Source organism: Lysobacter rhizosphaerae (assembly GCF_054779795.1).
The window spans coordinates 150,461-163,951 of the sequence record NZ_BAAGXO010000003.1 but is presented as its reverse complement, the minus strand read 5'-3'; the positions used below and the strand labels follow the sequence as shown (position 1 = coordinate 163,951).

The window sequence follows — 13,491 nt, the reverse complement described above, 5'->3', positions numbered from 1 at the left end:
TCAACCTTCCTTGTCCAGGAATTTCTCAGCATCCAGCGCGGCCATGCAGCCAAAGCCGGCGGAAGTGATGGCCTGGCGATAGACCTGGTCGGCGACGTCGCCGGCGGCAAACACGCCGGGCACAGTGGTGGCGGTGGCTTCACCGGCCAGGCCCGTGCGGATGTTGATGTAGCCGTTCTTCATGTCGAGCTGGCCTTCGAACAGCGTCGTGTTCGGCGTGTGGCCGATGGCCACGAAAAGACCATGGATGGCGAGGTCGCGCGTGGAGCCATCCTGTACCGACTTCACCCTCACGCCCGTCACTCCGGCATCGTTGCCCAGCACTTCGTCGACCGTGTGGTGCCACACCGGCTCGATCTTGCCGGCCTGGATCTTGGCGTGCAGCTTGTCCTGCATGATCTTCTCGGCGCGCAGCGTGTCGCGGCGATGCACGAGGTAGACCTTGCGGGCGATGTTGGAGAGATACAGCGCCTCTTCCACGGCCGTGTTGCCACCGCCGATCACCGCGACATCCTGGTCCTTGTAGAAGAAGCCGTCGCAGGTGGCGCAAGCGGAGACGCCGCGGCCCTTGAACGTTTCTTCCGACGGCAGGCCGAGGTATTTCGCCGTCGCGCCGGTGGCGATGATCAATGCATCGCAGGTGTACTCGCCGCTATCGCCCTTGAGCTTGAAGGGACGTCGCGACAGATCGGCGGTATGGATGTGGTCGAAGACGACTTCCGTGTCGAAGCGCTCGGCATGCGCCTGCATGCGCGTCATCAGGTCCGGGCCCATCAGGCCGTGGGCGTCGCCGGGCCAGTTGTCGACCTCGGTCGTGGTCATCAGCTGGCCACCCATCTGCAGGCCTGTGATCACCACGGGTTTCAGGTTGGCGCGAGCCGCGTAAACGGCGGCCGTCCAGCCAGCGGGACCGGAGCCGAGGATGATCAGGCGGGAGTGCTTCGATGGGGTCATGGGTATAATTGCGTGCTGTTGGACGCGCACCGTACGGTGCGGGATGGATGGTACGGAACGTGCTTTCGGCGCGCACCGGATGCATCCGTGACCGCCATAGAGTGGCGTTGGCGTCCCGGCATTACAAGGCAAGGTCGACGGACTGCAGTGTTGCGTTCGCACCCGCCCGCCTGATGACAATCCGCCCGATCGCCGCGATTCGCGGTGACAAGGGGCATTACTTTGAGAGAACCGCAATGCGCATCGGTGTACCCAAGGAAACCAAGACCCTCGAGGGTCGCGTCGCTCTCGTGCCGGCCGCCGCCGGTGACCTTGTCAAGCGTGGCCACGAAGTGTGGCTGGAGCAGGGCGCGGGCCTGAAGAGCGGTTTCAAGGACGAGCAGTACACCCAGCTCGGGGTGAACATCGCTCCCGATGCCGCCGCGTTGTATGAGAAGGGCGAGCTGATCGTGAAGGTGAAGGAGCCGATCGCCGGCGACCTGCAACACCTGCGCAAGGACCACCTGCTGTTCTGCTACCTGCACCTGGCCGCCGAGCCGGTCCTGACGAAGCAGCTCCTCGACATCGGCCTCACCGGCGTTGCGTTCGAGACTGTGGAACTCCCCAACGGCGACCTGCCGCTGCTGGCCCCGATGTCGGTGATCGCCGGCAAGATCGCGGTGCAGGTCGGCACGCACCTGCTGCACCAGCCCGAAGGCGGCAAGGGCAAGCTGCTCGGCGGTCTCCCGTCGACCGAGCGCGGCAAGGTCGTGGTGTTCGGTGGTGGCAAGGCCGGCCGCGCGTCGGCCGAACTCGCCGCGGCGGGTGGCTCGAACGTGGTCGTGTTCGAAATGCGCCAGGACCGCATGGAAGAAATGATGCAGCTGGGCAACAACGTGACCACGCTGTACCCGTACGCCGACGTCGTCGCGCGCGAAGTGGCCTCGGCCGACCTCGTAGTCGGTGCCGTGCTCGTCACCGGCGCCCGCGCCCCGCACGTGCTGACCCGCGAGATGCTCAAGGGCATGCAGGACGGCAGCGTGGTGGTCGACATCTCGATCGACCAGGGCGGTTGCTTCGAGACCTCGCGCCCGACCACCTGGAAGGAGCCGACCTACGTGGAGGAGGGCGTGACCCACTTCTGCGTGACCAATATGCCGGGCGCCGTGCCGCAGACCAGCTCGCAGGCGATCTGTGCGGCCATCCTGCCGTGGGTCAACAAGCTGGCCTCGGGCAACTGGCGCTCCAACGAAGCCCTCGTGCGCGGCATCAATGTCGAAGGCGGCAAGCTGGTGCACCCGGCGTTGCAGGGCATGAAGCTCTAAACCGCTTCCCGGGCCGGACTGTCCCGGCCAGGTCGGTCAAGGAAGGGGCGCCATGTGCGCCCCTTCTTCATTCCCGGCTATGCTCCACGGGGGCCGCGACGACGGGGGTTGTTCCGGCCCTCCTTGTTCCCCGCGGGCGCTTTTTCCCGTATCTTCAAGTACTAACAGTACCTAGCTCAGGCAGATCCTCACAGTGGCGCAAGCCCCGGCAGCAACCCGCAAGAAGGTAAAGGCGGAAAAAGAGCGCGCACCGCCGTCGCCACGCCGCCAGCGGCTGATGCGCGACATCGCGCTGATCCTGATCGCGCCGCTGTTGCTGTACCTGATGGCGAGCCTCTTCACTTTTTCGCCTACCGACCCGGGCTGGTCGCATTCGGGCAGCGTGACCGCGCCACTGCACAACGTCGGTGGTCGCGTGGGTGCGTGGACCGCCGACGTGCTCCTGCTCCTCACCGGCTACGTGGCATTCCTGCTGCCGATCATGCTCGGGCTCATTGCCTGGATCGCACTGTTCGGCATGGACACGGACGGGGACGGCGATGCCGACCTGGGTCCGGCGCTTCGCCTCATCGGCATCGTCGGCTTCCTGGTGTCCGCTACCGGCCTGCTGTACCTGCGCGTGGGATCCGCGCCGGATTTCGCGGCGGGAGCAGGGGGCATCCTCGGGCGTCTTGTCGGGAAATCGCTCTACAACGGTTTCGGTCCGATGGGTGGAAACCTGTTCCTGTTCGCGCTGCTGTTGATCTCGGTGACGCTGGCCACCGGACTGTCGTGGCTGACCGTGATGGACAAGCTGGGCCAGTGGACGCTCGCGATCCCGCCGCTGCTCGGCAAGCTGTTCCGCCAGGGTAGCCAGCAGGCGACCGAATGGCAGCAGACGCGCGCCTTCCGCGAGGAGCGTGAAGAGGCGCGCAAGATCGAAACCGAAATGCGCGCCAAGCGTGCACCGGTCAAGATCGAGCCGCCGCCGGCACCCGTGGTGGAAAAAAGCGATCGCGCCAAGCGCGAGCAGCAGATCCCGCTGTTCCACGTCGGTGACGGCACCGGCATCCCGCCGCTCGCGCTGCTCGACGATCCCAAGCCGCAACCCAAGGGCTACAGCGAAGAAACGCTGGAAACACTGTCCCGCCAGATCGAATTCAAGCTCAAGGACTTCCGCATCGATGCACAGGTGGTCGGCGCCTACCCGGGCCCGGTGATCACCCGTTTCGAACTGGAACCCGCCCCGGGCGTGAAGGTCAGCCAGATCAGCTCGCTCGACAAGGACATCGCCCGCGGCCTGTCGGTGAAGTCGGTGCGCGTGGTCGACGTGATTCCGGGCAAGTCGGTGGTCGGCCTGGAAACGCCGAACACGACGCGCGAAATGATCTTCCTCTCCGAACTGCTGCGGTCCAAGGAATACGACAAGTCCGGCAGTCCGCTCACGCTCGCACTGGGCAAGGACATCGCCGGCCGCCCGACCGTGGCCGACCTTGCACGCATGCCGCACCTGCTGGTTGCGGGCACCACCGGTTCGGGTAAGTCCGTCGCAGTGAACGCGATGGTGCTGTCGCTGCTGTACAAAGCCTCCGCCAAGGACGTGCGGATGCTGATGATCGACCCGAAGATGCTGGAGCTCTCGGTCTACCAGGGCATCCCGCACCTGCTGGCGCCGGTCGTCACCGACATGAAGGAAGCCGCCAACGGCCTGCGCTGGTGCGTGGCCGAAATGGAACGGCGCTACAAGCTGATGTCGGCGGTCGGCGTGCGCAACCTGGCCGGCTTCAACAAGAAGGTGAAGGACGCGATCGACGCGGGCCAGCCGATGATGGACCCGCTGTTCAAGCCGAACGCGGAGCTGAGCGAAGCACCGCGGCCGTTGGAGCCGCTGCCGTTCATCGTCATCTTCATCGACGAATTCGCCGACATGATGATGATCGTCGGCAAGAAGGTCGAAGAGCTGATCGCACGGTTGGCGCAGAAGTCGCGTGCTGCCGGCATCCATCTGATTCTCGCCACGCAACGGCCGTCGGTGGACGTCATCACCGGCCTGATCAAGGCCAATATCCCGACCCGTATTGCTTTCCAGGTGTCCAGCAAGATCGATTCCCGCACCATCCTTGACCAGTCCGGCGCGGAAACGCTGCTGGGCCATGGCGACATGCTTTACCTGCCGCCGGGCACCGCGTTGCCAGAACGCGTGCATGGCGCGTTCGTGTCGGACGAAGAAGTGCATCGCGTTGTCGAGCATCTCAAGCAGATCGGCGGCGGCCCGGATTACGTCGAAGGCGTCCTCGACGAAGTGCAGACACTGGGCGAAGGCGTGGTGGTTGGCGCCACCGGCCTGCCGGAAAGCGGCGGCGGGGCAGGGGACGAGTCCGACCCTCTCTACGACGAAGCCGTGCGCATCGTCACCGAAACCCGTCGTGCTTCCATTTCGGGCGTGCAGCGTCGCCTGAAGATCGGCTACAACCGCGCCGCGCGCCTTATCGAAGCGATGGAAGCGGCGGGCGTGGTGACGCCACCGGAACACAACGGCGATCGCAGCGTGCTGGCGCCACCGCCGCCGAAATAATTCAAGGCGGATTCGGATTTTCGTGAGAGCCCATTCAGGGACTCCACATCAAACTCGCTGCCAATGTTTCCAGGAGTCATCCCATGCGCATCCCCGTGATCGGCCTCGCGGTCGCCATGTTTGCCACCAGCGCCTTCGCCGGCGCGCGTGACGACCTCAATGCCTTCACCAAGGGGCTGAAAGGTCTCGACGGCCAGTTCGCCCAGCAGGTGTTCGATGCCAAGGGCAAGCTCAAGGAAAGCTCCAGCGGCAAGGTCGCGCTCTCGGCGCCACGCTTGTTCCGCTGGGAATACGTGAAGCCCTATCCACAGTTGATCGTGGCCGATGGCAAGACGGTGTGGGTCTACGATCCGGACCTGCAGCAGGTCACCAAGCGGCCGCAAGGCGCGGAAGAACAGAACAGCCCGCTTTCGGCGCTGATCGATCCTGGCAAGCTCGACGCGCAATACGTCGTCAAGGAAGGCGGCACGGCCGACGGTCTCGACTGGCTGCTGCTCACGCCGAAGGGCGATGCGGCCGAGGCAAGTTTCCGCTCCGCGCGCCTGGGATTCGCCCCGGCCGGCCTGGTGAAGATGCAGGTGGTCGATGCGCTGGGCCAGCGCACCGAAATCAGCTTCAGCGGCTGGAAGCGCAATCCCGCTTTCCCCGCCAGCACCTTCCGCTACACGCCGCCCAAGGGCGTGGACGTGATCGGCGGCGGCTGACCGGCCTGGTCATACGCTGAATGACGCGGGCAAGCGACATGGCGTTGCCGCCGCCTACAATGGCGGCATGCCTCGACGTACTCCTTCGCCGGCCGAATCAACCGATCTGCTGAGCGTCGACACCGACCACCTGCGTCCGCTCGCCGAACGCATGCGGCCGCGCACGCTCGACGAAATGGTCGGCCAACGCCGCCTGCTCGCGTCCGGTTCCGCGCTGCGCAAGGGCATCGAGTCCGGGCACGTGCATTCGATGATCCTGTGGGGCCCGCCGGGCTGCGGCAAGACCACGCTGGCCCTGCTGCTCGCGCAGTATGCGAACGCCGAGTTCCAGGCTATTTCCGCGGTCCTCTGCGGTCTCCCCCAGGTACGGGAAGTGCTGGCCGAAGCCGCCCAGCGCTTCGCCTCAGGACGCCGTACCGTGTTGTTCGTCGACGAGGTGCATCGCTTCAACAAGGTGCAGCAGGATGCGTTCCTGCCGCACATCGAGCGCGGCACGATCATTTTCGTCGGCGCCACCACCGAGAATCCTTCCTTCGAGCTGAATTCCGCGCTGCTGTCGCGATGCCGCGTGCACGTGATGGAAGCGGTATCCGCGGACGACATCGCGGTCGCCCTCCGGCGTGCGTTGCTCGAAGAACGTGGCCTCGGTGACCGCGAACTGCAGATCAGCGACGACCTCGTGCACCTGGTCGCCACCGCTGCCGACGGCGACGTGCGCCGCGGCCTGACCTTCCTCGAGATCGCCGCCGACCTGACGGGCGAGGGCGGCACGATCACCGAATCGACGCTCGAACAGGTGCTCGCCGACCGCACGCGCCGCTTCGACAAGGGCGGCGAGCAGTTCTACGACCAGATCTCGGCGCTGCACAAATGCGTGCGCAGCTCGAATCCGGATGCGGCACTGTACTGGCTGGCGCGGATGTTCGATGGCGGCGCCGACCCGAGCTATCTTGCGCGCCGCCTGACCCGCATGGCCGTGGAGGACATCGGCCTGGCCGATCCGCGCGCCCTGCAGATGGCGATCGATGCGTGGGAAACCTTCGATCGACTGGGCAGCCCCGAAGGCGAACTCGCACTCGCCCAACTGACCATCTATCTCGCCACCACGGCGAAATCCAATGCAGCCTACGCCGCATTCAACACGGCCCGCGACGACGTGCGCGAATACGGCACCCAGGAAGTTCCGCTGCACATCCGCAACGCGCCAACGCGGCTGATGAAGCAGCTCGGTTACGGCAAGGGCTACCAGTACGACCACGATGTCGAGGGCGGCATCGCGCTGGGACAGACCGGTTTCCCCGATGCCATGGGCGAACGGGTCTATTACCAGCCGGTCGCGCGCGGGCTGGAAATCAAGCTCAAGGAAAAGCTCGACGCGTTGCGCTCAGCACGCGAGGCCGCCCGCCGTGACGACGAGTAACCGATCGATGGCTTAGCATCGGCGGTCGATGCGGCAACCGGAAGGCGAGGGCGGATGAATCTCTGGTTCCAACAGCTGTGGCTGGTGATGCTGGGCGGCGCCCTGGGTGCGGGCGGACGTTATTTCGTCGGTGGCCTGATGCTGCGGCAACTGGGTGACGGGTTTCCTTGGGGCACCTTTGCCGTGAACCTCGTCGGTGCGTTCGCGGGCGGCTTTCTGGCGGTCTGGCTCGAGGGGAGGGGAGCGTCGGCGCTGTACTGGCGCGCGTTCCTGGTGGTGGGATTGCTGGGCGGCCTCACGACGTATTCCGCGCTGATGATCGAGTGCCTCCTCTATTCGCGCTCGTCGCGCACGGAGCTGGCGTTCCTATACTTGTTGCTGACCGTGCTGCTGGGCCTGTTGCTGGTCTGGGGCGGTGCGCGAATCGCACATCTTTGGCGTCCCTGATCGCCAGCCTGCGGCTGTTGCCCCGCAGTGTCTGGCTGCTGGGCTTCATCAGCCTGATGAACGACGCCTCCAGCGAGATGATCTATCCGCTGCTGCCGCTGTTCATCGTCGGCACGCTCGGTGCAGGCCCGCGCGTGCTCGGATTGATCGAGGGACTCGCCGAAGCGGTGAGCAGCCTGCTCAAGCTCGCCTCCGGCATCTGGTCCGACCGGACCCGGCGCGCGAAACCCTTCGTGGTGACGGGCTACGGCGTGGCCGGTCTTGCACGCGCCCTGATCGCGGCCGCGACCGGGTGGTGGTTCGTCCTGCTGTGCCGCCTGGCCGATCGCATCGGTAAGGGACTGCGCAGTTCGCCGCGCGACGCGATGCTCGGACGCAGTGTGGAACCGGGACAACGCGGACTTGCGTTCGGCTTCCATCGCGCCATGGACAACGCGGGTGCCGTGCTCGGCCCGCTGGTCGCGGCGGCCCTGCTGGGATGGGGAATGGAACTGCGCACGGTGTTCTGGTGCGCGGCGATTCCCGCGGTGGTGGTATTCATCGCCACCCTGCAATTGCGCGAGCCGGAGGCCGAAGCGCGGGTGCCGTCGCCGCGATTCAACTGGCACCTGCGTGAATTCCCGCCACGGTTCCGCCGCTACCTCATCGTGCTGGGGCTGTTCATGCTCGGCAACTCGTCGAATCTGTTCCTGCTGATGCGCGTGCGCGAGCTGGGATTGCCGCAAGCGCAGGTGCCGCTGCTGTGGGCAACGATGTCGGGAGTGGCGGCGGTTTTCCTCACTCCGCTGTCCGCCCTGTCGGACCGTCTGGGAAGGCGCCGCCTCATCATTGCGGGCTGGATTGCTTATGCGGCCATCTACCTGCTGCTGGGATGGAGCGGGGTGAAACCCTGGGGTGTGTGGGCACTGTTCGTCGCTTACGGCCTCTTCATCGCGGCGACGGAGGGTGCGGAAAAAGCGCTGGTCGCGGATCTCGTGCCACGGGAGCAACTCGGGACCGCGTTCGGCTGGTACCACCTCACGCTTGGCATCACCCTGCTGCCGGCCTCGCTGTTGTTCGGCGCGCTATGGGAATCGGTTTCGGCCTTCGCCGCCTTCGCGTTTGGTGCCGCCTGCGCCTTGCTCGCGGCCGGCCTGCTCGTGTTCTGGATCCGCGACGACCGGTCCTGAATATTTCATCCGGCACCGGGCCAGAGCAGGTTGTCGCCCGGACGCCGCGACAAGTGAACCAGTAAGGCTTTGGGGCAATTGCCGCATTGCGGAGCAGGTGAAAGGATCGGCCAGACGGCGGCAGTGAATGCCCGACCGGCGTGCCTCGCCGCCAGCCTGCCGCCTGTCCGGCCAACGCTGTCGGTTGACGCCGTGACGGCGCTTCTTCGCTGAGGAGTCCGCGATGTCGACTCGAACCTTCTCCCTCTCCCGGCTGGTTCCGCTGCTCACCGCGCTTGCCGTTGCGAGCCCGTTGGCCGTGCAGGCGCAGAAGTCGCCACCCAAGGGCGGCGAAACTGTCTTCAGCGAGCCGGCTGCCGTCGTCACGCCGGAAGCCCGCGCCGTGCTCGACCGCATGCAGAACTATCTGAATTCCCTGCAGGCCTTTTCCGTGACCGCGAACGCCTCGCGCGACGAGGTGCTCCCTTACGGCTACAAGCTGCAGAACAACGAATCCGCACTCATGGTCGTGCAGCGCCCCAACAAGCTGCGCGTCGATGTCGATGGCGACATCAAGCATCGTTCCTATTACTACGACGGGTCCAAGCTGACCATGCTGGTGCCGGAGCAGGGTGTGTATGCGCAGACCGACGCGCCGGGAACCGTCGGCGAAGTAGTCAACGGACTGCTCAACGCGGGCGTCGAAATGCCGCTGATCGATGTGCTGAGACAGGCCTTCCAGGGAAGCCTGCTCGAGGGCGTGCGTTATGGGCTCCGGGTCGGCGATTCGACCATCGATGGCGTGGAGACCGACCATCTCGCTTTCCGCCAGTCGACCATCGACTGGCAACTCTGGGTGGCCAAGAACGGGCAGCTCAAGAAGCTGCTGATCACCACCCGCTACGAACTGGGCGACCCGCAGTACCAGGTGGTCCTCGACTGGAACACGAAGCCGAAGATCAACTCCACCACTTTCAAATTCGTCCCGCCCAGCGGAGCGAAGCAGATTCCGTTCTTTTCCCCGCGGGCGCCATCGGCTCCGCCGATGACCGGCCGTGACGGGGGTTTGCCATGAACATCCTGACTTTCCAGACACACTCCACACGCCCGCTGCGGTTGGCTGCCATCGCTGCAACCCTGCTCGCGTGCGCCGCGATGATCATTCCGGACAGCGCGGATGCGCGGGGAGGACGCGGTGGCGGTGGCATGCGCGGAGGAGGGATGGGGATGCGTGGCGGCGGAATGGCGCGCAGTTCCGTCAGTGGAGCCAATCGCGCCAGCTCCGGCCGGGGCATGGATTCAAGCCGCGGAAGCGACAGGGTCCAGAGCGCGGATCGGCCGGGATCTGGATCGGGTTCGCGCGACCGGCCGGCCGCCGGCACGCTGCCATCGGGCGACCGCACTCCCGGAAATCGCGGCGACAACGCGAACATCGATCGCGGCAATCTCGGCGACCGTGACATCGATCATGACGGCTGGGGCGGTTGGCACGATGTCGATATCGACATAGACGGATCCCGCGGCGACTGGGATATCGATGTCGATATCGACCACCACCACCCGATCGCAGCGGCGGCGGCGATCCTCACGACCGCGGCCATCGCGCGCAACATGTATTACTACTCGCTGCCCTACGGGTGCCCGTGGATGGACCCCTATTACTACTGCGATGGCTTCTACTACCAGGAGCAGATGCAGGGCGACGACGTTGTCTATGTTGTCGTCAATCCGGAAGAGGAGAAGGCGCAGGCGCCTGCCCAACCTTTGCCTCCTCCTCCCAAGGAAAATCCGCCCCGATAGCGTCAGCTTTATGCCGTGACGCGCGGTGGCAACGCGAAGCGCAGCGTTGCACCTCGCGAGCCGTTGTTTTCGGCCCAGAGCCGGCCGCCATGCGCCGCGATGATCGAGCGGCACACCGCCAGGCCCAGCCCGACGCCATCCCGCTTGGTGGTCACGAAGGGCTGGAAGATACGTTCCAGATCGTCCTCAGCGATGCCATGGCCGCTGTCGGTGAACGAGACCTCGACCCAGCCTTCGCGCGTCAGCTTCGACTGGATGACCAGTTCACGCGGGTTCTCGCTTCCGGTCATGGCATCACCCGCATTCAACAGCAGGTTGATCAGGACCTGCTGGAGCTGGACGTGATCGCCGGACACCAGGGGCAGGCCCGACGCAAGGTCGGTATGCGCATGCGCATTGCGATTGAGCAGGTCGCTCCTGGCCAGGCGCAGCACTTCCAGCACCAGGTCATTGAGATGGAGGGGCTTATGCTCCGCGGCCTGCTTCTTCAGCATCGCGCGCAGGCGGCGGATGACTTCGCCGGCACGCTTGTCGTCGGCCACGATGTCCGCGAGGCTGGCCCTGACCTCGTCCAGGTCCGGCTGCGCCCGGTCCAGGAACCGTTGCGCTGCCTGCGCGTTGCTCAGGATCGCCGCAAGTGGCTGGTTCAGTTCATGTGCCATCGATCCTGAAAGCTCGCCCAGCATGCCCACGCGTGACAAGTGCGCCAGTTCCTCGCGCTGGAGTGCCGCCTCGCGTTCCAGCGCCAGCCGCTCGGTGATGTCGGCCACGGATGCCAGGACGAAGAGACCTTCCGGAGTCGCGATCGGCCTGAGCCCGACGACAACAGGCACCTGGCTGCCATCCTTTCGCAGGCCGTGCAGTTCGCGTCCAACCGCCATGTTTCGTGCCTGGGGTTGGCCCATGAACTGTTCCCGATAGGCGACGTGCGATGCACGGACGCGGCCCGGTACCAGCGCATCGACATCCATGCCGATCAGTTCGTGGATGCGATAGCCGAACACGCTGCTGGCCTGGGCGTTTGCCAGGACGATGAGCCCCCCGGTATCGACCATCAGCAACGCGGTGGGCGAGGCTTCGAAGACCATGCGGAAGCGATGCTCGCTTTCGCGCAGCTGCAACTGGCTTCCCTTCAGCGCCACCGTAAGTTGCGACGACCAGACCAGATGCGCGCCCAGGTCGTATGCCATGACCGCGATCATGATCAGCGCGGGAAAATTGAATGTGATCGGCGCGCGCAGCTGACCGAAGTTCACCATCGCGACCAGGCCGGTCATGGCCAGATAGCACGTCATGATGCCGCCACAGACCATGATTACCCGTCGTTGCTCGCCGGGATCACCGCGTCGCAATACTTCGACGATGGCGTGCAGGAGGAACGCGAGTACCAGGAGGCGGCAGAGCTGGTCCAGCAAAGCCCAGGGGCTGATGGTTCCCATTGGCACGGCCACGGTCCCGCCCAGGAACGCGACATGGGTCACTGCATGGATGGAACTGAAATTGAGGTTCGCACCGGAAAAGAAGTTCGGGATGAGGGACAGCCAGCGCAACCCGATGGCCGCGTAGGCGAGCCGGCGCGAACCCGCACGGAAGCGTAGCCGGACGTAGCCGACCAGGGCTGTGGCCAGCACGGCGATGAAGACGTTGGCCCATCGCAGCAGTTCGCCATACTGGGCGGGGCTCGTCGTCCGCATGGCCAGGAGTTCGAGGATGGCGAGCGCCCCGACGGAGGAGGCGGCCAGCGAAAACATCAGATAGGAGTATTCGCGTCGCTGCCCGATCCACAGGAGGAAATAGACCAGCGCGAGCGTCAGACTCGCGGCGCCCATCATGGGCCAGGCGATGTCGATCCAACTCATCCCGGCAACCCCATAGGTGTTGCCCGGAGTCTAGCGGCAAGGCCGGCGGTGGAGGTAGGCCCGCTGCCCGGGGGCAGGGCGGGGGCACCGAAAATGGGTCAGCTCGTTGCCGTGTTCCCTATCACCCATTGGATGGCATCGAGCAACGCCTGGTTGTCGGCGGGTTTGTGCAGGAACAACCGGGCGCCCAGTTCGCGGGCGTTCTTGCGGGTGTCGTCATCGTCGCGTGCGGAGACCGCGATGACCGGTACCCCGATTCGACGCTCACGCAGCTTGACCAGGATGTCGGTCCCGCTTTGGCGCGGCATGGTGAGGTCCAGCAGGATCACGGCATTGCCGACATCGCGTATTTCGGCGAGGAAACGCTCGGATTCCGCGTAAGGGCGCGGCTCGAGTCCCGCCGCGCGCATCAATCGCGCGAGCGCCGTCCGGACCGAATCATCGTCATCCACGATATAGACGATCAGCTGGTCGGCATGCTCTTCCAACTGCCTGGTTCCCGCCTGGGGTAGCGGGAACCTTAATGCCAACGCCTGTCCATCGGTATTGGACCTTGATCCAACGTAATCCGGAAACGCTTTTACCGGGCAGCTGCCGGTGTCTGGACGGTGCCCCGCGAATCGGCGTTGATGCCGACCAGGTCGCATTCGTGGACCAGCTGGGCAACGGAGTGCACTTCCATCTTTGCCATTACGCGACCGCGATGGACCTTGACCGTCTTCTCGGCGATACCCAGGACGTCGGCGATCTGTTTGTTGAGCCGTCCCGTGAGGACCTGCTCCATCACCTCGCGCTCCCGCGACGACAACCGCGCCATTCTCGCGTCGATCGAAGCGATGTCGTGACTCCTTTCCAACGCCGCGGCGTGCAGGAGGGTTGCTTCCGAAACGGCTTGCAACAAGGCGTGGGAATCGATCGGCTTGAGCAGGAAATCCACTGCACCCTTCTTCATGGCAACGACGCTGCTGGCTACGTCGCCCTGGCCGGTAAGGAAGACGATTGGCAGGACGATGTTGCGTTCGTGAAGCAGGTCCTGAAGTTGCTGCCCATTCATCCCCGGCATGCACAGGTCAAGCACGATGCAACCGATGTCTTCATAGTCAGGTCGCGCCAGGAAGGCCTCGGCGGATGCGAAGGCCTCCGCATTCCAGCCAGCGCTGCGCAGCAGCCGGACAAGCCCCTTCCGGACGGAGGAGTCGTCATCGATGACGAATACGGTGGCGGCGGTCGCTTCCATCGGGGGACCTGTAGCGCCTCGGCCTAGGCTCTGAATCCAACGTCACGTGGTGCGCACACGGGCC

General features: G+C 65.1%; 12 protein-coding genes. 8 read left to right on the top strand and 4 right to left on the bottom strand.

Going from position 1 to position 13,491, the window contains the following annotated elements; all coding sequences use genetic code 11:
- The gene (gene trxB, locus ACYVGE_RS05720; RefSeq protein WP_460727917.1) at nucleotides 1–954 is read right to left on the bottom strand and encodes a thioredoxin-disulfide reductase; all 954 of its coding nucleotides are present in this window, start codon (nucleotides 952–954) and stop codon (nucleotides 1–3) included.
- A 236-nt stretch (nucleotides 955–1,190) separates the two neighbouring features.
- On the opposite strand from trxB, the gene ald reads away from it, so the two are divergent.
- From ald to ACYVGE_RS05680, 8 genes are all read left to right on the top strand, one after another.
- Nucleotides 1,191–2,258 (top strand): alanine dehydrogenase, encoded by a 1,068-nt coding sequence (gene ald, locus ACYVGE_RS05715; protein ID WP_460727915.1) that lies wholly within the window; start codon nucleotides 1,191–1,193, stop codon nucleotides 2,256–2,258.
- A 193-nt stretch (nucleotides 2,259–2,451) separates the two neighbouring features.
- The gene (locus ACYVGE_RS05710; protein WP_460727913.1) at nucleotides 2,452–4,812 is read left to right on the top strand and encodes a DNA translocase FtsK; all 2,361 of its coding nucleotides are present in this window, start codon (nucleotides 2,452–2,454) and stop codon (nucleotides 4,810–4,812) included.
- Nucleotides 4,813–4,895: 83 nt separating this feature from the next.
- The gene (lolA, locus tag ACYVGE_RS05705) at nucleotides 4,896–5,516 is read left to right on the top strand and encodes an outer membrane lipoprotein chaperone LolA (RefSeq protein ID WP_460727911.1); all 621 of its coding nucleotides are present in this window, start codon (nucleotides 4,896–4,898) and stop codon (nucleotides 5,514–5,516) included.
- 67 nt (nucleotides 5,517–5,583) lie between these two features.
- The gene (locus ACYVGE_RS05700; protein ID WP_460727909.1) at nucleotides 5,584–6,936 is read left to right on the top strand and encodes a replication-associated recombination protein A; all 1,353 of its coding nucleotides are present in this window, start codon (nucleotides 5,584–5,586) and stop codon (nucleotides 6,934–6,936) included.
- A gap of 54 nt (nucleotides 6,937–6,990) precedes the next feature.
- The gene (gene crcB / locus ACYVGE_RS05695; protein WP_310052715.1) at nucleotides 6,991–7,383 is read left to right on the top strand and encodes a fluoride efflux transporter CrcB; all 393 of its coding nucleotides are present in this window, start codon (nucleotides 6,991–6,993) and stop codon (nucleotides 7,381–7,383) included.
- Nucleotides 7,371–8,552, top strand: a complete 1,182-nt coding sequence (locus tag ACYVGE_RS05690) for an MFS transporter (RefSeq protein ID WP_460727907.1) — start codon at nucleotides 7,371–7,373, stop codon at nucleotides 8,550–8,552. The genes crcB and ACYVGE_RS05690 overlap by 13 nt, the downstream gene beginning before the upstream one ends.
- A gap of 223 nt (nucleotides 8,553–8,775) precedes the next feature.
- Nucleotides 8,776–9,606 carry a DUF2092 domain-containing protein gene (locus ACYVGE_RS05685; RefSeq protein WP_460727905.1) on the top strand — a complete coding sequence of 277 codons (831 nt, stop codon included), beginning with the start codon at nucleotides 8,776–8,778 and terminating at the stop codon, nucleotides 9,604–9,606.
- The gene (locus tag ACYVGE_RS05680; RefSeq protein WP_460727903.1) at nucleotides 9,603–10,331 is read left to right on the top strand and encodes a hypothetical protein; all 729 of its coding nucleotides are present in this window, start codon (nucleotides 9,603–9,605) and stop codon (nucleotides 10,329–10,331) included. The genes ACYVGE_RS05685 and ACYVGE_RS05680 overlap by 4 nt, the downstream gene beginning before the upstream one ends.
- A gap of 8 nt (nucleotides 10,332–10,339) precedes the next feature.
- Here ACYVGE_RS05680 and ACYVGE_RS05675 read toward each other — a convergent pair whose 3' ends face one another.
- The 3 genes from ACYVGE_RS05675 to ACYVGE_RS05665 form a co-directional block, all read right to left on the bottom strand.
- On the bottom strand, nucleotides 10,340–12,190 hold the full coding sequence (locus ACYVGE_RS05675; protein ID WP_460727901.1) for a sensor histidine kinase: 1,851 nt from the start codon (nucleotides 12,188–12,190) through the stop codon (nucleotides 10,340–10,342).
- A 98-nt stretch (nucleotides 12,191–12,288) separates the two neighbouring features.
- Nucleotides 12,289–12,678 carry a response regulator transcription factor gene (locus tag ACYVGE_RS05670; RefSeq protein WP_460727899.1) on the bottom strand — a complete coding sequence of 130 codons (390 nt, stop codon included), beginning with the start codon at nucleotides 12,676–12,678 and terminating at the stop codon, nucleotides 12,289–12,291.
- Between the two features lie 92 nt (nucleotides 12,679–12,770).
- Complete coding sequence (locus ACYVGE_RS05665) at nucleotides 12,771–13,427, bottom strand: response regulator transcription factor (protein WP_460727897.1); 657 nt, start codon at nucleotides 13,425–13,427, stop codon at nucleotides 12,771–12,773.
- Between the last annotated feature and the right edge of the window lie 64 nt (nucleotides 13,428–13,491).

Coding starts and splice junctions, on each gene's coding strand:
- trxB (WP_460727917.1), bottom strand. CDS start 954: ATGACCCCATCGAAGCACTCCCGCCTGATCATCCTCGGCTCCGGTCCC.
- ald (WP_460727915.1), top strand. CDS start 1,191: ATGCGCATCGGTGTACCCAAGGAAACCAAGACCCTCGAGGGTCGCGTC.
- lolA (WP_460727911.1), top strand. CDS start 4,896: ATGCGCATCCCCGTGATCGGCCTCGCGGTCGCCATGTTTGCCACCAGC.
- ACYVGE_RS05700 (WP_460727909.1), top strand. CDS start 5,584: ATGCCTCGACGTACTCCTTCGCCGGCCGAATCAACCGATCTGCTGAGC.
- crcB (WP_310052715.1), top strand. CDS start 6,991: ATGAATCTCTGGTTCCAACAGCTGTGGCTGGTGATGCTGGGCGGCGCC.
- ACYVGE_RS05685 (WP_460727905.1), top strand. CDS start 8,776: ATGTCGACTCGAACCTTCTCCCTCTCCCGGCTGGTTCCGCTGCTCACC.
- ACYVGE_RS05680 (WP_460727903.1), top strand. CDS start 9,603: ATGAACATCCTGACTTTCCAGACACACTCCACACGCCCGCTGCGGTTG.
- ACYVGE_RS05675 (WP_460727901.1), bottom strand. CDS start 12,190: ATGAGTTGGATCGACATCGCCTGGCCCATGATGGGCGCCGCGAGTCTG.
- ACYVGE_RS05665 (WP_460727897.1), bottom strand. CDS start 13,427: ATGGAAGCGACCGCCGCCACCGTATTCGTCATCGATGACGACTCCTCC.